We start from the raw sequence: 20,724 nt of genomic DNA on the forward strand, positions 1-20,724 counted from the left end.
GCGCGCCGGGCTCACTTCGGCACGAGCCGATGGGCCTCGAGGGTGCCCGGTCCGAAGTCTGCGTTGCAGCTCGGGGTGTAGAGCACGCCGCCGTGGAACAGCGGCTTGGTGAAGCGGAAGCCGCGCCCGGCGAGCTTCTGGTCCACGAGCAACGCGCCGTCGGAGGCGCGCAGCCCGATCAGGCGACCCGGGATCTGATCGACGGTGCCGGGCTCGACGAGCCAGACCGTGTCCTCGCCGAGCAGGGTCGCCACCGTGGCCCGGGACGGGTGCCAGCGGAAGCGCTGCTTCGCCGCCAGCGTCTCCGGCTCCGGGAACACCCAGCGCGTGAGCAGCTCCGGTCCCTTCACTCCGTCGACGAGCTCGAGCCCGAACACGCCGGCGGTGTGCACAGAGTCCGGCATGAAGGTCGGGACCACGAACAGCGCGGCGCCCCCGACCTTCGCCGGCGTGGGCTGGGTCACGATCATCCCGGCCCAGTCGGCCTGGCAGTTGTGGCCCTTCGCGCCGCACACGTCCACGAGCCTCTTGCGCTGGTGGAGCGTCCCCAGATGTTCGGCGTCCACCACGTACACGTGACCGTCCTTGGTCGGGTAGAGCAGCACCTGCTTGCCGCCCGGAGTCTGCCCCGACGCGGGCGTGCTGCCGCCGACGTAGTCGAGCTTCTCCCAGCACTCGAACATCCCGAGCCCGTCGCACACGCCGCTCTCCGGCGCGAGCGCCGGATCGCCAGCGGGCACCCGCGGCACGAACAGGTTCTTGCACGACTCGACGCAGGCGAGCGCGGGCTGGTCCGGATCGAAGCCGGCGCAGGCCGCGGCGTCGCAGCCCGGCTCGAAGGCGACCCCGGGGCGCACCCGGAGCAGCGTGTTGGCGAAGTCGCCGCGCGGCAGGTCGAGCTGCCCGTTGCCCGCGGGCAGGATCAGATCCGGACCGCTCTTGCCGTTCACCAGCAGCACGCCCGAAGGGGACCAGAGCCCGCCGCCGCAGATGCGCGTGCGCGAGCCGGACGAGCCTTCCGGCCCGCAGTCGTGCTCCGGCGTGATCAGGCGCACGCGGCTCACCGCCTGCGCCGCGCCGAGGCTCGACCAGGCGTCCAGCGACACCTCGAACATCCAGCCGTGCCAGGGCTGGAGGTCGCGCCCGTTGCCGAAGGCCACCGCGACCACCCCGAGCTCGTCGGCCTGGGGCACGTGGACGAGCGCGCCGCGTTGCAGCGCCTTGTCGGCACGGAAGAGCACCGTTTTGCCCGCCGTGGCCGCCGGCTCCTCTGCGGCCAGAGTGAGCGGCGGGAACGCCGGATCGAGGGCACGCTGCGCCAGATCCACCACGGCGACCCGCTGCGACTTGCGGAAGTCCATCACGTCGCGACCGGGCTTCTTGCTCTCGTTCGGCGCCTCCGTCGTGTGGTAGGCGACGATGAGCCGCTGCCCGACCAAGACCGGCGTGCTGATCACGAACGCGCGCTCGGCGCCGCTCGCCGGCAGCTTCACCCGGTAGAGCTCCTGGCCCGTCAGCGGCTCGACTCCGACGACGTGCTCGCCGAGGGCCACCACGATCTCCGTCGTGCCGTCGTGCTCGAAGGCGAGCGGCGAGCCGAACAGGCAGTCGTCGAAGCTGATGCCGGGGTTCTCCTGCGTCGGGAACAGTCGCTCCGCGCTGACCGACGCGAGCTTGGGCGCGCCGCCGCTACCGGACGAACCCGCGTTGCCGCCGCCCGCCGGTGTCCCCGCGAAGCCGCCGCTGCCGCCGCTGCCTGGCTCGACCAGGAGCCGCTCGTCCTTGCCGCACGACGCGAGAGCGAGCGCCGCCCACAACCCGAGCGCTCGGGGGCTCACCGTGGCGGAGCCTTGCTCTTGCGCGGCGGCCGGCGCGAAGAGATGGGCGCCGGCGCGCGGCTGCCGCGGCTCTTCGGACCCATGGAAGGCGGCTTGGACGGCTTGACCGAACGACGCGCCGGGGGCTTGCTCGCGCTCGTCTTGCGCGGCAGCTGGTCCAGGCTGGGCCGTAGCTTCGGACGCAGCTCCTCGCTCCGAGAGACGAACACCACTTGCTCGACGACCACCCGGCCGGCGGTGAGCGAGGACGGCTTGGGCGCGGCCGCCGGCATCGTCGGCGAGCGGCGCCGGGAGGACGCCGGCGGCTCGAGCGAGCGCTTGTTCCCGTGCGACAGCACCATGACCCGGCCCATCTGACTCGGCCAGTTGACCTCCGGCGGCGAGAACGCCGGCTTGGCCAAGAGGTAGCCCTGCCCGTAGTGAACGCCGAGGTCGCGCACGGCCAAGAGCTCGTCCAGGATCTCGATGCCCTCGGCCACGACCTTGCAGCCCAGATCCGTACACAAAGCCACCATGTGGCGCACCACCGCCTGCTGGCGCGGCTTCTGGTGGATGTTGCGGATCAGGGCAAGGTCGAGCTTCACGACCCCGGGCTCGAGGTCCAAGATGCGCTGGATGTTGGAGTAGCCAGCGCCGAAATCATCCACCACCAGGTGCGCGCCGGTGCGCGCGCAGAGCTCCATCAACACCTTCGAGCACAGATCGAAGTGGGTGAACGCGGCCGCTTCGGTGATCTCCAGGAACACCGGCGGAGAGTGAAAGCCGAGGGGGTCGTCGGGCTGGATCAGCCAGCGCTCGCTCAGCTCCTCCGGGTGGATGTTGACGAACAGCGGCAAGCTCGAGACTTCCGTGAACGCGACCTCGCGGATCAGCCGACCGAGTCGCCCGGACGCCCGCTGCTCGCTCGCCTTGGTGAACAGCACCATGGGCGACTCGAGCCCCGGCCGCTGGCAGCGCGCCAGCGCTTCGAGCGCGAAGGTCATCCCCGTGTCCAGGTCCACGATGGGCTGGAACGCGACCTTCATCTCACCCCGGGTCAGGTCGCGGACGCTGACATCGGCGCCGGCGTCAGCCCGGGTAGGGTTCACGGTCCAGTGCAGCTTCGGCTTCGACACGAAGCGCCGATGTTGCTCCCGCCAGTGCCCGGCGGCAATGAGATCCGTCACGGAAACCGCGCGCCCTGGGTCGCGCCGTGCCGCGTCTCCTTGTCGTAGGCTTTGTCTTTGGCCTTGTACTCTTCGACGATGCGGTTCGCGGCGGCGTTCGCCTCGCGGTTCATGGAGTCGCAGTCCGGCTCGGCGTCCAGCTTCTCGCGCGCCGCGGGCTGGTGCCAAAGCTGGTCAGATTGCGTCCAGTGCCGACGCCAGGCAAGCTCTGGACCAAGGCGCCATGCTTACGCGGCTTCACGTGCAAGGCTTCAAGAACCTGCTGGATGTCGATGTCCGCTTTGGTCCGTTCACGTGCTTCATCGGCGAGAACGGCGTCGGCAAGTCTAATTTGTTCGACGTCATCAACTTCCTGCGACTGCTCATGGACGTACCCATTCCGGAAGCCATCACGCGCATGCGTGAAGCGGAAGGACGCATCGCCGACGTGACCTCAGTGTTCACCAGCTTCGATGACTACCATGCCGGCGAGCTGAGGATCACCGCCGAGATGATCCTGGAACGTTCCGTCGAGGATGACTTCGGGACGACGGCCGAAGCGAGCATCTCGAGCGCTCGCTACGAGATCGCGTTCTCGCGCGACGAAAGCCAACCCGGCGGGATTATCCTGACCCACGAGAGCCTTTCGCCGATCAGGGTCGGGGACGCCAAGCACATGGGGTTCAGGGCTGCGACGGAGTTCAAGTCCAGCGTCGTCACCGGGAGGAGGAGCGGACCGTTCCTTTCGACGACGGACAATGCCGCGCACATCCACCAAGAAGGACACCAGGGCCGAGTCAGGCAGGTGCCACTTTCTCGAACCTCCCGCGCGATCATCCAAGGCGCCACCGCAGAGTTTCCAACCCTCCTCGCCGCACGCCGGGAGATGCAGTCGTGGCGCTCGCTCATGCTCGAGCCATCAGCCATGCGCGCCCCGTCGGAATACACGGGCCCTCAGCGAATCGATCATCGTGGGGGGCATTTGGCCGGCACGCTCGAACGACTGCGGAGACTGAAGGGCAAAGACGCCCTCAGTGAGATCGCGAACCGGCTCGCGGAGCTTCTGCCGGAAGTCCGGCAGGTTCGCGTGGAGGATGACAAGCGATTTCAGACGTACACCGTCCAAGTGCAAGGCGCAGATGGGGTATTCCACTCCGCCAGAGCGCTCAGCGACGGAACGCTTCGGTTCCTGGTCCTGGCCACACTGCTCGAAGATCCGGAGGCGAAAGGGACCCTGTGCCTCGAAGAGCCCGAGAACGGCATTCACCCGGACAGAGTCGCTCCGATGGTCAGGCTCCTGAAGGACTTCGCGGTCGATCCCAGCCTACCAGTCGACGACGAGAACCCGTTGCGCCAAGTGATCGTCAACACGCACTCGCCGTTGGTTTTCAGGGAGGTCGACCCCAACGACGTCGTCTTCCTAGAGGGCGTGGAGCGTGCCCAAGGGCGCGGGCGCGTCGCGCGAGTGGAGGTCCCCGAGCACACGTGGCGCGCGCAATCCACACCCCACGTGCCACCGGCGAAGCTCCGTCGATGGGACCAGATGGAGTTCCACTTCGACAACGCAGCTGCCCAGTGATGGTGGCGATTCGCATTACCTTTGCGGCTGACGGCCGGTCTGACCGTTCACTGATCCATCCGTTGCGGTGGGCCATCGCAAACGCCCTGCGCGCGCGCGGAAAGGAGACCCTCGTCGAGCTCGCATTCGCGGAGGTGCATCCGACTCCGCTGGACCAGCGCCTGAGGTACGCGCTGGATTTGTACCCATGTCACCTCCTCCTCATTCACCGCGACGCTGAGAATGAGGACCCGGAAGTCCGACATCGCGAGATTGACAGAGCCGCCGTGAGTGCCGCCAGCGGCATCGCCAGAGTTTCGGTCATTCCAGTGCGAATGTCCGAGGCTTGGCTTCTGATTGACGAGCCGTCCATTCGTATAGCCGCAGGCCACCCTTCGGGCAGAGTCCCCCTCGGGTTGCCGCCGGTGTCCGGGCTGGAAAGCACCGCCGACCCCAAGCGAGTCCTGAGAGAGGCGATCCTTGTGGCGTCCGAGGCCCGAGGCCGCCGACGCGCCCGCCTGCAACGGGATCTCCCCTTGCGCATCCTGCGCGTCGCTGAGCTCATCGAAGACTACTCGCCCCTGCGGCGTCTGAGCGCATTCCAGAGGTTCGAAGCCGACCTGGGCCAAGTCCTCGACGACCACCTTAGCGAGTGGACGAGCGATTAGGCCAGCCCACCAGGTCTCACGCGACCGTCACGGAAACCGCGCGCCCTGGGTCGCGCCGTGCCGCGTCTCCTTGTCGTAGGCTTTGTCTTTGGCCTTGTACTCTTCGACGATGCGGTTCGCGGCGGCGTTCGCCTCGCGGTTCATGGAGTCGCAATCCGGCTCGGCGTCCAGCTTCTCGAGCTTTCGGAGCACGTCGCTCGCCGCGCCGAGCCCGTGCTCCTTGTGCCCGTTCTCGTGACGCTCGAGCGCCTTCTCGTACTTCTGCCAGCGCTGTACCAGCTCGGCCGGCGCGTCGGCCGGGGGCTCCCACTTTGGCATGATGAACGTGACCGCGACCGAGACGCTGACCTTGCCCGTGGCGCACGAGCCGGCGTTGCGCTCGTAGGGATACGACCAGCGCACGTGCCAGCGCGTGTACGCGTGGTGACTGCCTTCCTGGTCCTTCGGGCCGAGGCGAGCCAGATCGCTCCGGAGCGCCTCGGCGCTCGCGCCGCGAATGGTGTAGTCCTCGTGCTTCGTCTCGACGCTGACGCCGGAGGGCAGGTCCCCCGCGTCGGGCTCATCGACGGGCGGCTCGGGCTCGCTCTCGATGGCCGGCGGCGCTTCGGTTCCGACCGGAGGAGGCGCCGCGGTGGCCACCGGCACCGGGGCCGCTCGGGTCACGAACATCAGCGCGGCAGCGACCCCGACCACGAAGACCGCGCCCAGGCAGCCCACCCCGCCCAGGATCGCGGCGACGATGCAGCCGGTGTTGCTCTTCGACTCCGACATCAGGTCAGCGGGCGCTCGCCGAGCCCCACCGCCGCAAGCAGCGTGCGCCGCACGTACACCGGGACCATCTCGCGCCGGTACTCGGGATCGCCGGGGACGTTCGGCATCGGGTGGCACTGCTGGTAGGCGCGCTCGGCGACCTTGGCCACGGCGTCGGCGAAGCTCTTTTCTCCTGGTTTCGTGCCGGACAGGGTCGCGGCCACGTCCTTGATGTGGAGCGGCCGCGCCTGGAGCGCGACCACGCAGACGTCCGCGTCGGCGACGCTGCCGCCGTCGAGATCGACGCGCACGGCGATGCCGAGCTGCGGAAAGTCGAAGGAGCCGCGCTCGCGCAGCTTGCCGTACGCCCCGCGGTGCCCCGCGTGCTGCTTGGGCACGCGCACGCTGACGAGCAGCTCGTCGAGCCCGCTCCGCTTGTTGAAGATCCCGTCGGTCTTCCAGAGCTCGTCGATCTTGGTGCGGCGCTCGCCGGCCGCGCTCTGGAACCGGAGCTCGCCGCCCAGGCTCATCAACGCCGGCGCCGTGTCGTTGCTGGCGGCGGCCACGCACTTCTTCCCGCCCGCCACGACGTGGCAGACGCTGCCGTCCTTCTTCAGGCAGAAGCCCAGCGCCTGGCGCCAGAAGTGCGTCTGGTTGATGTAGCGGCAGCGCGTGTCGAGCATCACGTTGCCGCCCAGGGTGCCCATGCGGCGGATCTGCGGGCTTGCCACGATTCCCGCCGCCTGCGCCAGCGCCGGCGCGCGCGCCACGACCTCCGGGTGGCTCGCTAGCTGATCGAGCGGCGTCATGGCGCCGATCACCAGCGAGCCGTCGTCTTCCAGGCGGATCCCGTAGAGCTCCTTCACGTTCGCCAGCGAGACCAGCAGCTCCGGCTCGGCGATGCGATGCTTGAGGTTCGGGAGCAGATCCGTACCGCCGGCGATGGGCAGCGCGCGTCCGGCGTGCTCCGCGAGCAGGGCCAGCGCGGCGTCCAGCGTGGTCGGGCTCTCGACGGAGAACTGCGGCAATCTCAGCATGGCCTCACTCCGCCGCCGCGACCTGGCGCTCGCGGCGCCGCTCGACCCGCTCCGCCTGCTCGCGCAGGGCCCTGAGGACCTTCATCGGGGTGAACGGCAGCTCTCGCAGCCGCACGCCGATGGCGTCGAAGACGGCGTTGCCGATGGCGGGGATGGCCGAGTGCAGCGGGCCCTCCCCCGCTTCCTTCGCGCCGTAGGGGCCCTCCGGATCGATGCTCTCCACGATCAGCGACTGGATCTCCGGCGTGTCGAGCGTGGTCGGGATCGGGTAGTCGAGCAGCGACGGTCCGGTGTGCAGACCGCGAGCGTCCACCGCGTGGTTCTCCATCACCGCCTCCGCCGCGCCCATGTAGACGGAGCCGTCCATCTGCCCCGCCACGAGCGTGGGATTGAGCGCGCGCCCGCAGTCGTGGGCCACCCAGATCTTGTCCAGGTGGATGCGTCCAGTCTCGACGTCCACGCTGACCTCGGCGATGTGCGCGGTGAACGAGTACGCGGGCGAGGCGCCGATGGTGCCGCCGCGGTACTTCCCCCCGAGCTCCGGCGTGTTGTACGAGCCCGTGGAGCCCAGCGTGTCGAGCTTCGCCTCGGCCAGGTGGAAGGCCTCGCGCACGCTCAGCTTGTGCTCCGGGTCCCGGAGGTCCACGACCTCGCCGCTTGCCATGTAGATGCGCTCCGGCTCGACGCCCCACTTCCCGGCGACGACCTCCACGATCCTGGAGCGCAGCTTGCGGCAAGCGTCGATGGTGGCGTTGCCGACCATGAAGGTGACTCGGCTCGAATACGCGCCGAGATCCACCGGGCACAGGTCCGTGTCCGCGGCCACCACGCGCACGTGCTCGGGCAGCATCCCCAGCTCCTCCGCCACGATGTAGCGCACCACGGAGTTCGAGCCCTGGCCGATGTCGTTGCCGCCGGTGAACACGGTGACGATGCCGGAGCGATCGACCTTGAGCTGGATGCCGGCCTGCGGCATCTCGTTCGGGTAGACGGCGTAGTTCGTGCCCGAGATGTACATGCTGCCGGCCACGCCCAGGCCGCGACCGTAGGGCAGCTTGCCCTGCCGGCTCTTCCAGCCGCTGGCCGCCTCGACGGCGGCCAGGCACTCCAGGAAACCGTTCGAGGTGATGCGCTGGCCGTTCACCGTCTGGGTGTACGCGCCCTGGAAGTTCTTGCGGCGGATCTCGATGGGGTCCATGCCCAGGGCTTCCGCCACCTCGTCGAGCTGCACCTCGAAGGCGAAGCGCGGCTGCACCGAGCCGTGACCGCGCTTGGGCCCGCAGGGCGGCTTGTTGGTGAAGACGCGCGTCGAGTCGAAGCGGTAGGTCGGAAAGTCGTACGGGCCCGTCAAGAGCTGGCCCGAGTAGTAAGTGGTGACCAGGCCGAAGGAGCTGTACGCGCCGCCGTCGATCAGGATCTTGGCGTCCACTCCGGTCAGACGGCCGTCCTTCTTGGCGCCGGTCTTGTAGCGGAGCTTCATCGCGTGGCGGCCGCGGTGCGTGTAGAAGACCTCTTCGCGGGTGTAGAGCATCTTGACCGGACGGCCGGTGAGCATCGCCAGCTTGGCCACGCAGAACTCGAGGCTGAAGGGATCGCTCTTGCCGCCGAAGGCGCCGCCCAGGCAGGGCTGGATCACGCGGATCTGCTGCTCCGGCAGGCCCAGCACCTTGGCCAGGGCGCGGTGCACGTAGTGGGTGATCTGCGTGGCGCTCCAGACCGTGAGCACGCCGTCCGGCGACAGCCGCGCCACCGCGCAGTGCGGCTCGATGGGCGCGTGCGTGGTGCTGTGAAAGCCGAACTCGCCCTCGACCACCACGTCGGCGCCGGCGATGGCTCCGTCCACGTCGCCGAAGTCGAGCAACACGTGCTTGCTGACGTTGTTCTTCTTGTCCTCGTGGATCTTCGGCTCGGCGTTCGCGACGGCGTCCTCCGGCTCGATGAAAGCGTGCAGCTCCTCGTATTCGACCTCGATCAGGTCGAGCGCGCGCACTGCGGTGTCCTCGTCCACCGCCGCCACTGCCGCCACCGGATCGCCGACGAAGCGCACCTTGTCCACGGCCAGCGCCGTCTCGTCCTGCGTCCAGGGGATGACCCCGTAGCGCTCCGGCAGGTCGCGCCCGGTGATCACTCCATGTACGCCGGGCAGCGCCAGCGCCTTCGCCACGTCGATGCGCTTGATGCGCGCGTGAGCGAGCGGGCTCCGGAGCGTCTTGGCGTGGAGCATGCCAGGCAGCTGGATGTCGTCGGTGTAGACGGCCTCGCCGGTGGCCTTGGACAGGCCGTCGGCCTTGCGCTGCGGCTTGCCGACCACGGAAAAACCCTGCTCCCAGGGCGGATTCGGGCCGTGGATGTCGCGCGCGGACATGGCTCCTCTCCCTAACGCGGAGATCGGAGCGTGACAAGGAGCGGGCAACCGGCGCCCGCGAAATCGCGCCTGGCACGGCCTTCGCTCTCGTGCGCGAGTGCGCCGCGCCTCGCCCGCCGCCATCTCCGACGTCAGCTCGTCTCCCTGGAAGACAGACCAGACGCGCCGCGTGATGGTGGGAGCTCCACAGAGTCCCGAATTTCGGGTTGAGCGGAGCGCCATGACAACCTCGACCACGCCTTCCGCTGGTCGGATCTGCCGGGGGCCGGATTCCAAGGTCTACGTCAACCGCGCCAGCGCCTTCACCGGCGTAACGTCGACCAACCCGCAACACACCGTGTCACCGACAGCGCTCACTGCGGGCGCCACCATCGAGCTCTGGGTCGGTCCGTCCGGGTCGGGACTCTGCGACAACACGCCCGTGACTCCGACGATTCAAGCTCAGTAGACCGATCCTGCCAGCCACCTGCCCGCGACCGCATGACCGGTCGCCGAGACGGCTGGGGCGACTAATCGAGTGTGCTGGGAGCCATGGTGCTCGTGCGCTCGCCGAGCGTCGAACGATCGCCTTGCTCGGACTAGCCTCCGGCGACCTTGCCGGCAATCGAAGCGGTCGCGCGTGCCAGGTGATCGAGCGCGTCCTCCTGAAAATCGAACACCGTCCTCCGCGCCAGGACCCGCCCGCCACGCACCTCGACCCAGACTTCGCCGGCTCGGCTCACGGTCTCCCGCAGCGCGTCGTCGAGCCAAACCCGACACAGGGCGGGGTCGGAGGACTCGACCACGAAGACGAGGTCGAAGACTGGATCCCCGGTCATGACCGGCGACTTGCTCGCGAGCCAGCTCGGCGGCTTCGGATGGATGCTCATCATGAAGCCCTCCGGATGCTGCACGGCGGCCGTGGCGAAGACCTCGTGCTTGCGCCCGGCACGGACCTCCACGCGTTGGCCGTCGATTTCGACCAAGATCGCGCACGACACGCCGGGCCAGTTCGGCTCGACTCGAAGCTCGCCACCCATGCGCGCGGCAGCGGCGCTCCAGATCCGCTGCCTCCTCTTGTCGTGCCAGCGCAAGACCGCGACGAAACCCGCGAGCGAGGAGACCAGCAGGGCGGTGACTCCAAAGACTTCGAGCAACGTCCTCACCAGCACCGCCTCAATCTGCCCCGAGCCCCATCGGCCCGCCGAGCTTCGCACGAGCGCTGCCTGGCCGGGACACGCAATCGCGATGGTGTGAAGGCCGCGTGCTCGGGCGGCTGGCACTGCTCGATCTGGGGTGACCGAGCGATGGTCGCCTGCAACTAGCGGACGGAGCGGGCTACTTCGCCTTGCCGACCCGATCGCCCTTGAGCCATGTGTACTCCTTCATCACCTCGCTCTTGCCGTCGCGAGTGACCGGTACGTCCTGGAAGATCGGCTCGATGCCCCAGCTCTTCTCGAACAGCGGGCCGTCCTGGAGCTGGAAGTGCAGGTGCGGCTCGCTGGAGTTGCCGGAGTTCCCGCACGAGCCCAGCACCGCGCCGCGCTTCACCTTCTGGCCGACCTTGACCCGGATCTTGCCGGGGATCAGGTGCGCGTAGAGCGAGAACGACCCTTCTGCGTGCTTCAGGATCACCTCGTTGCCGGGGGCGACGTAGCGGTTCATCTCGCCGGGTGCGTTCTCGGGCACGCCGTCGATGACGGTGTGCACCACGCCGTCGGCGACGGCGAGGATCTCCTTGCCGTAGGCGAAGTAGTCTTCGTTCTTCTTGCCGTCGCCGCGGTGGGTCTTGCCGGCGTTGTCGGCGACGAGCAGGTCGGCCGCGCGGCGCTGGCTCGGGTGATCGACGTGCTGGTTGAGCTCCACGCGGTCGCCGCCCCAGGCCACCAGCCACTGCCCCGCGAACGGCAGGCCGAGCGCCGCGGCGCTCTTCGCCACGGGCGGGGCCGGAGCTGGCGGCTCCTTGAAGAACAGGCCTGCGATGCGTCCTTCGCTGTCGATCGTGACGCTGAGGTGCCACTCTCCGCGCTCGGCGCGAGCGCGATACAACCCGGTGCGCTCCGAGCTGCCCTGTTGGAGCTTCTCGACACCGAGGATCTTGCCCTTGGCCGCGAAGAGCTGCTCGCGGACCGACTTGGCCTTGTCCTCGGGGATGGCCTCGCGCATCCGTGGGTCGAACGACGCGAACAGCGCCTTGGCGTCGCCCGCGTTGAAGTGCTCCACCACCTTGGCGCTGACGGCATCGACCCCGGCGAGCGCGGCGATCGCCGGGGCCTTCGGCTCCGGGCAAGCGGGCGGGGCCGGGCAGACCCGCGCCGCCGCCGGCGGTTCGGCGGGTCTGTCGGGCGCGCAGGCGAAGGTCGCGGCGGCGAGCAGGATCGACAGCGGAGACAGAGTCCCGAATCTCAGGCTGAGTGGCACGCGAAGATCGCATGACACGCGATCTGTGAGCTTCTCGGCCGCCATCAGCTCGCCCAGCGTCGCACGACCGCCTTGCTCGGGCTAGCCTCCGGGCTTCGAGCAACTTGCTTCAGTGGCCGCGGGGGCGACATCGAACGCCAGGGCCAACCCGACGTGCGCTCTCGGCGGGCGCGGGTCGAAGCCCAACTGAGGCCTCATCGGCTGCCCGGTGCGTCAGTGGCGATCGCCAGCGGCGAAAACGCCGTCGCCACCTCCGAATCTGGATGATCAAGCCTAAAATCGGGGCGGACGCCGCGGGCACGCCGGATGCAATTGCCCCGGCTCGTGTCCACGAAGCTCTTCCTCCTCTCGCTCACCGTCATCGCGTGCTCCAGCGGCCCCTCGCAGAACGGCGTGCCCGACGCCGGCGTCCAAGTCGAGGTCGGCGCGCGCTCGGAGCCGCTCCCGCCCACCGGATTTGCCCGCCACGCATCCGGCGAGCTCGTCGCCTTCGACCCCGCCACGGGGCGCGAGCTGGCGCGCCGGCCCCTCGGCTTCGAGATCGTCGATCTCGAGTGGGACGAGCGAACCCGGCGCGTGCTGGTGACGGGCGCCGAGGGATTCGACGTCGAGGGCAGTCGCGTTCACGCGCTCGCGTTCGACGGCACCGACTTCACCCACGAGGCGAGCTCCGATGTCTTCCCCGGGGAGGTTCGCGTAATCGCGTCACCCGCGCGCGTGCTGGTGATCGGAGGGGAGGTCGGCAGCGACTGGCACGAGCTCGACGACGACCTTGGCGTGGTCGGCACGAGCGGGGCGCTGCCACAGCCGTTGCTCGTCGCGGAGCCCGACGCGGACTCCGTGCTCGCGCTCAGGCGTGCAGCGCACGCGGATCTCGTCTACCGGGTCAGCGGCTTCGCCGCGGGCTGGGCCAGCGCCGAGCTCGCCCTGCCTCGCTCGGCGCCCGAGCGCGCCGCTCTCTTGGCCAGGGCCGGCGAGCGCGCGTGGCTCCTGAGGCGAGGGGACGAACCGGAGGGGTTCGCGGTCGCGAGTCTGGAGACCGCCGGCAGCCTCGGGTCCGGGAGCTTCCGGCCGGTCCCTGGCAGCTGCGGGCTCGGCGTGCCGCGCTCAGTCGGCGTGGACGCTTCGGGTGGCGCGCTGGTCACCGTCACCGGCGCGGCGCTCGACCGGCTGGCCGTGGTCCCGACTTCACCGGGCGCGACCACGCGCTGCGCGGAGCTCGGAGCGACGCTCGCCCGAGCCGAGGAATGGGTGCCTCGAAACCTGCTCGTGGAGCGCGGCGGACGGCGAGCGTGGGTGGCCACCGAAGCGGGCGTGGAGTCGTTCGCGCTGGAGGCTTCCGTCGAGAGAGTCCGGAGCTTCGCCGGCGTCGAGCTCCGAGCGCCGATGGCGCTCGCGCGTTAGACGCATGCTCTAGTTACACTTCACGACCGGGGCGACCGGCGTGAAGGTCTTCGTCTTCTTCGGCGCGCAAGCGTTCACGCTCAGACAGCCGACGGCCGAGGTGCTGGTCTGGAAACAAGCCTGGCCCGCGCCGCACGCCGGGGTGCACGCGCTGGCCGCCACCTGGGCCACGGACGTGCGCTTGAAGCAGCCCTGGCTCGCGCTGCACGCCTGCGAGCAGCTGCTCGCAGGAAGCTCGGCGATATTGTCGAGATCCACGAGCGCGTTGTCGAGCGCCGTCTTGATCTGGGCGTAGGTCTGGTTCAGCTTGCTCGCGCTGCTGGGCTCCGCCACACACAGGAACTTCGAGCGACCACAGATGTCCTGGGTCTCGCAGCCGGGATTGGCAGGGCCGGCCGCCTTGAGCTGGTCGTCACCGAAGAGCGGCACGCCGCCCACCATCACCAGCCGCACGTCCTTGGGCCGCGCGGCCACGATCGCGTCGTAGGGCTTGGTGACGTCTCCGCCCACGACGAACAGGTCCGCCTTCAGGTTCGGCGCGATGCTGCCGAGCACGGCGCTGAGGCCCAGCGCAGACGCGCCGTTCTTGGTGGCCATCTGCACGATCTGCTTGGTGGTGATCTTGTCGCCCCAGCGCGTGTTGTCCCAGTTGTCGGCGAAGCGCAGCTCGTCGAGCATGTTCTGGCTGCCTCCCATCGACCAATCGGGCCCCAGCGCGACGGTGACGCCGGCGGCCATCGCGGCCGGGATGTCCGTCGTCTTACCGTAGAGCGCGACGTTGGAGGCGGGCGACCAGGTGAGCTTCATCCCAGCCGAGGCCATGGTCTGGAACTGGGTGGCGGTGAACGCCGTGCCGTGGGTGATGGTGGTCTTCGGCGCCAGCAGGCAGCCGTCCGGATCGGTGACCGTGTTCAGCGTCGAAAACTCGTTCAACGCGACGCTGTCCACGCCCTCTCCGACGTGGATCAGGTACGCGTCCGTGGCGCCGCTGGTGAAGTTGGCGCAGACGCCGTTGGCGCTGGACGCGGACGGCGGGAAGATCGCGCTGGTCTGGATCTTGTCGCCCGGGAGGTCGTTCTGAGTGACGTCGATTGACCGGGACAGCGACGCGAAGCAGGCGCTCGAGGTGCCAGGCAGGCCCACGATCGACGTGGTCCCGGCGATCATCCCCTTCAGCTCTCCCCACTTGTCCATCTCGCAGTCGAGGGCTCCGGTGCCATCGTAGGTCTGAGGGCACCAGATGGGTTTGCCCTGCGAGGCGTCCTCCAGGCACTGCTTGTAGTCGAGCATCAGGCCGTACTCGGCTTCGGCGGGCCACTGGTTGTGGTTCTTGTAGCGACACACGTTGTCGACGCAGTCGCACTTCCCCCCGGAGCAGTAACCCGTGGCGCAGTTGGCCGCGCTGGAGCAGTTCGCGGGGATCTGCGGCACCCAATCGTCGTTGTCGAAGATGTCGAAGAGGATGTGGTTGTGCGTGTCGATCAGACCTGGGGCGATGATGCCGTTGGTGTCGATGACCGTCGCGCCCGTCGCGCCGCTCTGGCCCGCGCACGTCGTGCCCGGCGCCGCGCAGGTGATGGTGTCGCTCTCGACCAGCACCTGGCCGTCGTAGGTCGTGTCGGGGGTGACCACCGTCCCGATCAAGAGGAAGCGGTTCGTGGCGCCGGGGATGATCGTGGCGTCGCCCCCGACGTTGCCGCTACCGCCCGTTCCACCGCCGCCGGTCCCACCGCCGCTCGGCGCCCCGCCACCGCCCGCCGCGCCAGCAACTCCACCCGTGCCGCCCGCGACGCCGCCGCTACCTGCCAGCCCGGCGCTGCCGGCGAGACCGCCCGTACCGCCGTTGCCTCCTGTGCCACCCCCGCCGGTGTTGCCGACGTTGCCGAAGTTGCCGCCGCCGCCGGTGCCGCCTCCGCCACCGGACGAGCCGTCGCTGCCACAGCTCGGCAAGACCACGAAACCGAGCAAGGCGATCGGGAGGAAAATGGCGCGCCGCATAGCCTGAGGAAAGCTCGACTTCGGAGCCGAGGCAAGCCAGCGTTCCCGCGCAGCCCTGAAGTCCGCGATACTGGCCGCCAACCTCGAGCGCTTCGCCCGCTCAGCCGCTCTTGTTGCGCGTCGCTTCGTCGGGGAAGCCAAAGTGGACCGGATCGACGCCGGCCTGGTAGTCGCAGAACTGCTCGTACTTGCCGGTCTTCGCGATCGTCGCAGCGTCCGCCGTGCAGTAGGGGCAGGTCGCGTGCTCCGCCGTCGAGAACATCTGACCGGTGCGCCGGCAGCGCAGGGTCTCGAGCTTCACCTTGGCGTCATCCGACATGGCCGCACCTCACGCTCCGGTCAGCATAGCGACCTGGTGTACGACCGCCTGCGCAAGTTTTGCTTGATGCGTGTATCCTGCTCGAAACGACCGATGCGCTCGCTCGCCGCCGTCCTGCTGCTGCCGCTCGCGCTCGGCTGCGGTGACTCGAGCGACGCGGTGTCCGAACCTGGCGACGCGGGCCCTTCGATCGACGCTGGCTCGGACGCACCGAGCGTGCCCGACGCAGGTGTGGACGCTCCGCGCGTGGTGCTCGGCGACGACGGCAAGCCGCCACCCTGGCGCTGGGACGAGCAGGTCGCGCGAGTCCTGGATTCGAGCACGCTCGCGCCGAGCATGGGCTACACCCCGCCTGCGGGCACCGAAGCCTACGCGGCACTCGTCCAGGAGAACGCGCTGGGGCTCGCCTACGCCTACTTCGACTACGGCGGCGGCGCCTTCGCGCAGTCGTTCTGGCCGGCGTCCACCGTCAAGCTCTTGTCGTCGCTGGCGGCTCTCGACTGGGTCGGGAGCCAGGGCTTCAGCGGCGCCGCGACCGTCAAGTGGGACAGCGGCTTCTCGGACACGGTCAACGCCATCGTGGATCGCGCCATCCGCATCAGCTCCAACGAGGACTACGACCGCACCATCCGCATCGCGGGCTTCGATCAGCTGAACGCCGTGTGGCTGTCGCCCGAGCGAGGCTTTCCCGAGACGACGATCAAGGCCGCCTACGCCGGCTTCGAGGTGAAGAACCCGCCCGGATACACGCTGACAGAGGGCGGGAACGTGAAGGTGATCCCGCCGCGAGCGGCGACCGGAAGCTATCCGTGCGCTAGCGGCAAGAACAACTGCGCGAACCTGTTCGAGCTGACCGAGGCCGTGCGGCGTGTCGTGCTCCGCGAGCTGATCCCGGCCGGCGAACGCTTCGACTTGGCCCCGGCTGACCTGATCGTGCTCGACGACGCTTTGTGCAAGGCGACGCCCTCGTTCTTCGCCAAAGGGGTGAGCGCCGCGCTCGGGCCAGGCGCGAGCATTTGCCACAAGCCCGGCTGGGTGCCGGGCTCCGATTCGCTCGACCACGGCGTGATCGAGGCCGCCGACGGTCGTCGTTTTCTGCTCGCCGCTGCCGTGCCCGATCCCGGAGACTCGTCGTCGCAAGCGGTGCTCGCCACTTTGGCCGAGAAGATCCTGGGGGTGATCGGCAGCGCCGCCGTTGCTCCGTTCTTCCTGCAGCCGACCGCGGGGGCCGAGCTCAGGGTGAAGAGAGACGCCGGCGGGCTTCGACTCCAGGGCGACGACATCGACGGCTTCGAGCTCTCCTTCGACGGCCAGGCGGTGAGCGTCGCGCCGAGCGACGGTGACACGTTCTTCGCCAGCGCGGAGCCCACCGAGTGGCAGGGCAAGCTGGTGACGCTCCGGGGGTACCAAGGCGGGCAGCTCGCGGGCGTGCGCAACCTGGTGCTGGACTAGTGGGTGTCCCTAATTCGCGCTCCGCTGGCGGCAGTAAGCGCCACGCGACGCTTCCGTTCGGTCGAAACGGCGGGCGCCGGCCCCGGCCGGTCTTCGCACTCACGCCTCACTTTCGGATCGAGATCTGATCATGACCAGACTGTTCAAGTGATTCCGGGGCTCGGCTGACCGCCGAGCGGCGCGAATCGAGCCGCTCGGTCGCACACCGAACTAGGGACACCCCCTAGGCGCTACCGCCGCCGGTGATGCGCGCCACGCTGAAGCCCGCGGCCTTCGCCAGCCCCTCCGCCGAAGGCCGGCCACAACCGGAGCAGCTCTGGCAGTGGCCCGGCAAGGCGCTGGGCGGACCGCCGTAGCGCGCGAGGCCCAGCGCGCGCAGGCTCGCGGCTTCGTGCGCCGGCAGCTCGCGCACCTGCCCGAGCTGGCGCGCCGCGAGCAGCACCTTGGCGGTGTGCTCCATGGTCTCGAGCCGGCAGAAGGCCTCGAGCAGATCGCGCCCGACGCACACCGCGCCGTGGCGGTCCATCATCACCGCGTCGTGGGAGTGAACCGCGTCGCCGACGAGCCGCGCCAGCGCCTCGGTGCCGGTGCGCTGGTACTCCAGAGTGGGGATGCTGCCGATGGTCAGCACCACCTCGGGCAACACGCACTGCGCCATGGAGACGCCTGCCACGGTGAACGCGACGCAAGTGGGCGGATGGGCGTGGACCACCGCCTCCACGTCCGGCCGCGCGTCGTAGCACGCCAGGTGCATCGCCATCTCGCTGGTCGGCTCGCCGCGCCCTCGCAGCTTGCGCCCGGTGCGGTCGATGACCACCAGGTCGTCGTCCGCCAGCATGCCCTTGTGACAGCCGGCTCGGGTGCAGAGCACGGCAGCGTCCCCGAGCTTCACGCTCAGGTTGCCGTCGAGCCCCACGAGCAGGTGCCGCTCGTAGGTGAGCCGCGCGAAGCTGAGGAGCGCGCGGCGCAGCGCGGTTTCGGGCTGGCGGAACATCGGGCGGCGGATGCTACCAGGCAATCGACCGGGCCGGCGAGACCGCGTTGGAACCGGGATGTTAGAGTGGTCCGCTCGTTCGAGATGGACCACCTGGTTCGACAAGCGGAGAGGCGCGTGGGGACGGTGCTCCGGGAGCGCTGGACCATCGACGCCTTGATCGGGGTCGGGGCGATGGCCGCCGTCTACAAGGCCACCCACCGCAACGGCAACGAGGTCGCCGTCAAGGTGCTGCACGCCGAGGTCTCCAACGACCAGGGCATCAAGAAGCGCTTCCAGCGCGAGGGTTACGTCGCCAACCGGGTCAAACACCGCGGCGCGGTCACCGTCTTCGACGACGACACGACCGAGAGCGGCTGCCCCTTCCTGGTCATGGAGCTCCTGCACGGAGAGAACGTCGAGGCGCGCCGCGAGCGGCTGGGCGGGTTCGTCCCGCTGCCGGAGGTCTTGGGGATCGCCGATCAGGTGCTCGACGTTCTGGCCGCTGCGCACGAGCAAGGCATCATCCACCGCGACGTGAAGCCGGAGAACTTGTTCCTCACCTCCGAAGGCGTGGTCAAGGTCCTGGACTTCGGCATCGCCCGCCTCCAGTCGGCGCAGCAGAACACCAGCCTGACCATGGTGGGTGCGATGCTGGGCACGCCCGGCTTCCTCGCTCCAGAGCAGGCGCGCGGGATGACGCAGGCCATCGATCACCAGACCGACCTTTGGGGCGTCGGAGCCACGCTGTTCACTTTGCTCTGCGGCCAGCACGTGCAGCAGGCCAAGACAGCTGACGAGTCGATGGTGCTGGCGGCGACGACACCCGCGCGCTCGCTCGGGAGCGTCTTGCCGGATCTGGATCCCGACGTGGTGGTGCTGGTGGACAAGGCGCTGGCGTGGGACAAGCGCGAGCGCTTCGCGGACGCGAGGAGCATGCAGCACGAGCTGCGCCGAGTCGCCGCGCGAGTCCTGGGCGGGAACGCGGCGAGCCCCAAGCTCGACCTCGAGCTCTCCGGTGCGCTGTCGAGCCCCATCGTGCCCTCCGAGCCGGAGCCACCGACGCGGGTCATCCGCCTCTCCGAGGACTCGAGCCCGGAGCTCGACGCCCGTCGGGCCGTGCCGGTGTCCGAGGAGCCCGCCACGCGCCGTCAGCCGGCGGCCGCCGCCGAGCGTCCGACCCGGCCGCCGCAGCCCGGGCTGCCGCCGCCCACCCTCGCGGTGCTCGCGGGTGTCGCAGCGCTGCTGGCGCTCGTGCTCGGCGTGGTGGTGCTCGCCGCGGTGATCGTCGGCGTGACGTTGAGAACCAAGGGATCCGCACCGGCGCCGAGCGCCACGGCGACGCGCTGAGGATGCGGAGATGCCGAGAGCATCACCTGCACGTACTGCTGCTCAGCGGCTCGCGCCGCCCCGGCGCCGGCGCAGGCCGAAGAGCAGGAGCCCGAGCGCCGCGAGCTGCCAACCCTGGCCCTGAGGACGTGCGCTGCACGCGCAGCCCGAGGCGGGTTCTTCGTCGTTCTCGACGTCCGGGGTGACGCCGGGCGAGCCGCCGCTGCCGATCGCCCCGCCGCTGCCTCCGATGGCGCCCGCGTCGGCGCCTCCCGCGCCGCCGGTCACGCCGCCATCCGCGCCCTCGTAGCTCAGCTTCAGGTACGGCGCAGCGGTCGCCGAGCCTTCCTTGGAGAAGAAGTGGGTGCCGTTCGTGTCCGTGACGGGCGACACTACCGCGAAGCTGTAGGTCCCAGGTCCGGTGATCGCGCTCCCCAGATCCAAGGACACCGTCTCGTCCACCCCCGCCGGCCCGATGCGCCCGAGCGACGCGCCCGCGGTGGGCGGCCGCGCGTTCCAGGTGAGGGTCGTCTCGGACCACTGGTTGCTCGGGACCGCGTAGACCTCGCCGCCCGCGCCGTTCGCGAAGGACTCGGTACGCGTGTGCATGAACAGGCGTGCGCTCGTGACCTTGCCGGCGCTCGGCGGCACCACGAACTTCAGGTACGCTTGGTTGTCGCCGGCCTCCACGGCCAGATCACCCACGTCCGGGAACACCGTGCTCGCGAAGCTGGGCCCCACGGTCACGTCCTCGGCGACCGGCACGTCCATCGACGACACCGGCGTGCCCGCAGCCACCCAGCACACCGACACGTTGCTGGCCTGCGCGTTCGACAGCTCCCAGGTTTTGCCACCCCCCACGAGCAGATACTCGAGCACCGCGATCTGGTCGACCACGTTCTTCTCGTCGTTGTCGCCGACGGCGTCGAACGTGCCCGCGCCGCACTCCAGCTTGTAGCCGACGGAGGCCGGCTTGACCCACATCGTGACCTTGCACTGCTCGCTGCCGTCCGTGAAGATCACGGCCGACGCGTTCGGATCCGCCCACTTCTCGCCGCAGCTGCCGGCGCCGCAGCACTGGTTGCCGTACTCCATCTTCAGCGTGCCCGGCGGGTGCGCCGTGTTCAGCGGGTCGGAGGTGCCGTAGACCTTGATGGTCGCGTCCTGCGCGCCTCCGTTGCAGCTGGTGTTGCGCATCTGCGCCAGCGAGCCCTTGCCGTTGTGGAAATCGGCGGGGTTCACGCCGACCACGTCGAAGGTCAGGGTGACGTCGTCGGAGGTCGCCGCGGCGTTCGCCATCGCGTTGTTGAAGTCCGCGACGCTGCCGCACACCGGAGCCGCCTGCGCGCGCCCCGGCGCGAGCGCGCACAACCCCAGCGAGACCGACACGATGCCTCTTGCCCCGATTCGCACCATTCGTGCAGCGTAGCACTCCACGCTGCGCCGTGGCGGAGCCGGCGCGCTGGGCGCAGCGCGAACCAGGCGCAC

The 20,724-nt window shown here is 69.4% G+C and carries 17 protein-coding genes; 4 read left to right on the forward strand and 13 right to left on the reverse strand.

Annotated features, from left to right (window positions below; all coding sequences use genetic code 11):
• Window positions 1–11: 11 nt before the first annotated feature.
• The 3 genes from HS104_17735 to HS104_17745 are packed head-to-tail and all read right to left on the reverse strand — an operon-like array spanning window position 12 to window position 3,117.
• Window positions 12–1,838, reverse strand: coding sequence for a hypothetical protein (locus HS104_17735; protein MBE7481806.1), 1,827 nt, complete (start codon window positions 1,836–1,838; stop codon window positions 12–14).
• Entirely contained in the window at window positions 1,835–3,004 is a 1,170-nt protein-coding gene (locus tag HS104_17740) for an EAL domain-containing protein (protein MBE7481807.1), read from the reverse strand. The genes HS104_17735 and HS104_17740 overlap by 4 nt, the downstream gene beginning before the upstream one ends.
• On the reverse strand, window positions 3,001–3,117 hold the full coding sequence (locus tag HS104_17745; protein MBE7481808.1) for a DUF922 domain-containing protein: 117 nt from the start codon (window positions 3,115–3,117) through the stop codon (window positions 3,001–3,003). The genes HS104_17740 and HS104_17745 overlap by 4 nt, the downstream gene beginning before the upstream one ends.
• Before the next feature lie 128 nt (window positions 3,118–3,245).
• Here HS104_17745 and HS104_17750 point away from each other — a divergent pair, with 128 nt between their 5' ends.
• Window positions 3,246–4,562, forward strand: a complete 1,317-nt coding sequence (locus tag HS104_17750; GenBank protein ID MBE7481809.1) for an ATP-binding protein — start codon at window positions 3,246–3,248, stop codon at window positions 4,560–4,562.
• Window positions 4,563–4,609: 47 nt separating this feature from the next.
• Here the strand turns inward: HS104_17750 and HS104_17755 are convergent, their stop codons facing one another.
• The 6 genes from HS104_17755 to HS104_17780 all read right to left on the reverse strand — a co-directional run bounded on the left by HS104_17755 (window position 4,610) and on the right by HS104_17780 (window position 11,761).
• Complete coding sequence (locus HS104_17755) at window positions 4,610–5,185, reverse strand: hypothetical protein (GenBank protein ID MBE7481810.1); 576 nt, start codon at window positions 5,183–5,185, stop codon at window positions 4,610–4,612.
• A 51-nt stretch (window positions 5,186–5,236) separates the two neighbouring features.
• The gene (locus HS104_17760) at window positions 5,237–5,980 is read right to left on the reverse strand and encodes a DUF922 domain-containing Zn-dependent protease (GenBank protein ID MBE7481811.1); all 744 of its coding nucleotides are present in this window, start codon (window positions 5,978–5,980) and stop codon (window positions 5,237–5,239) included.
• Complete coding sequence (locus HS104_17765; protein MBE7481812.1) at window positions 5,980–6,996, reverse strand: FAD binding domain-containing protein; 1,017 nt, start codon at window positions 6,994–6,996, stop codon at window positions 5,980–5,982. Before HS104_17765 ends, HS104_17760 begins: the two co-directional genes overlap by 1 nt.
• Before the next feature lie 4 nt (window positions 6,997–7,000).
• Window positions 7,001–9,361: a molybdopterin-dependent oxidoreductase gene (locus HS104_17770; protein MBE7481813.1), complete on the reverse strand. Its 2,361-nt coding sequence runs from the start codon at window positions 9,359–9,361 to the stop codon at window positions 7,001–7,003.
• Window positions 9,362–9,939: 578 nt separating this feature from the next.
• Window positions 9,940–10,506: a hypothetical protein gene (locus HS104_17775; GenBank protein MBE7481814.1), complete on the reverse strand. Its 567-nt coding sequence runs from the start codon at window positions 10,504–10,506 to the stop codon at window positions 9,940–9,942.
• Between the two features lie 172 nt (window positions 10,507–10,678).
• Entirely contained in the window at window positions 10,679–11,761 is a 1,083-nt protein-coding gene (locus HS104_17780) for a peptidoglycan DD-metalloendopeptidase family protein (protein ID MBE7481815.1), read from the reverse strand.
• A 324-nt stretch (window positions 11,762–12,085) separates the two neighbouring features.
• Here HS104_17780 and HS104_17785 point away from each other — a divergent pair, with 324 nt between their 5' ends.
• Window positions 12,086–13,165, forward strand: a complete 1,080-nt coding sequence (locus HS104_17785) for a hypothetical protein (protein ID MBE7481816.1) — start codon at window positions 12,086–12,088, stop codon at window positions 13,163–13,165.
• Between the two features lie 9 nt (window positions 13,166–13,174).
• Here the strand turns inward: HS104_17785 and HS104_17790 are convergent, their stop codons facing one another.
• Both HS104_17790 and HS104_17795 read right to left on the reverse strand, forming a co-directional pair.
• Window positions 13,175–15,163 (reverse strand): amidohydrolase family protein, encoded by a 1,989-nt coding sequence (locus HS104_17790; GenBank protein ID MBE7481817.1) that lies wholly within the window; start codon window positions 15,161–15,163, stop codon window positions 13,175–13,177.
• Between the two features lie 100 nt (window positions 15,164–15,263).
• Entirely contained in the window at window positions 15,264–15,482 is a 219-nt protein-coding gene (locus HS104_17795) for a hypothetical protein (GenBank protein ID MBE7481818.1), read from the reverse strand.
• A gap of 93 nt (window positions 15,483–15,575) precedes the next feature.
• On the opposite strand from HS104_17795, the gene HS104_17800 reads away from it, so the two are divergent.
• The gene (locus HS104_17800) at window positions 15,576–16,934 is read left to right on the forward strand and encodes a hypothetical protein (protein MBE7481819.1); all 1,359 of its coding nucleotides are present in this window, start codon (window positions 15,576–15,578) and stop codon (window positions 16,932–16,934) included.
• 223 nt (window positions 16,935–17,157) lie between these two features.
• On the opposite strand, the gene HS104_17805 is transcribed toward HS104_17800, so the two are convergent.
• Entirely contained in the window at window positions 17,158–17,928 is a 771-nt protein-coding gene (locus HS104_17805; GenBank protein MBE7481820.1) for a class II aldolase/adducin family protein, read from the reverse strand.
• A gap of 117 nt (window positions 17,929–18,045) precedes the next feature.
• Here HS104_17805 and HS104_17810 point away from each other — a divergent pair, with 117 nt between their 5' ends.
• Window positions 18,046–19,257 carry a serine/threonine protein kinase gene (locus tag HS104_17810; protein ID MBE7481821.1) on the forward strand — a complete coding sequence of 404 codons (1,212 nt, stop codon included), beginning with the start codon at window positions 18,046–18,048 and terminating at the stop codon, window positions 19,255–19,257.
• Window positions 19,258–19,299: 42 nt separating this feature from the next.
• On the opposite strand, the gene HS104_17815 is transcribed toward HS104_17810, so the two are convergent.
• Window positions 19,300–20,652 carry a DNRLRE domain-containing protein gene (locus HS104_17815; protein MBE7481822.1) on the reverse strand — a complete coding sequence of 451 codons (1,353 nt, stop codon included), beginning with the start codon at window positions 20,650–20,652 and terminating at the stop codon, window positions 19,300–19,302.
• Window positions 20,653–20,724: the final 72 nt, after the last annotated feature.

This window comes from Polyangiaceae bacterium (assembly GCA_015075635.1).
GTDB lineage: Bacteria > Myxococcota_A > Polyangia > Polyangiales > Polyangiaceae > JADJKB01.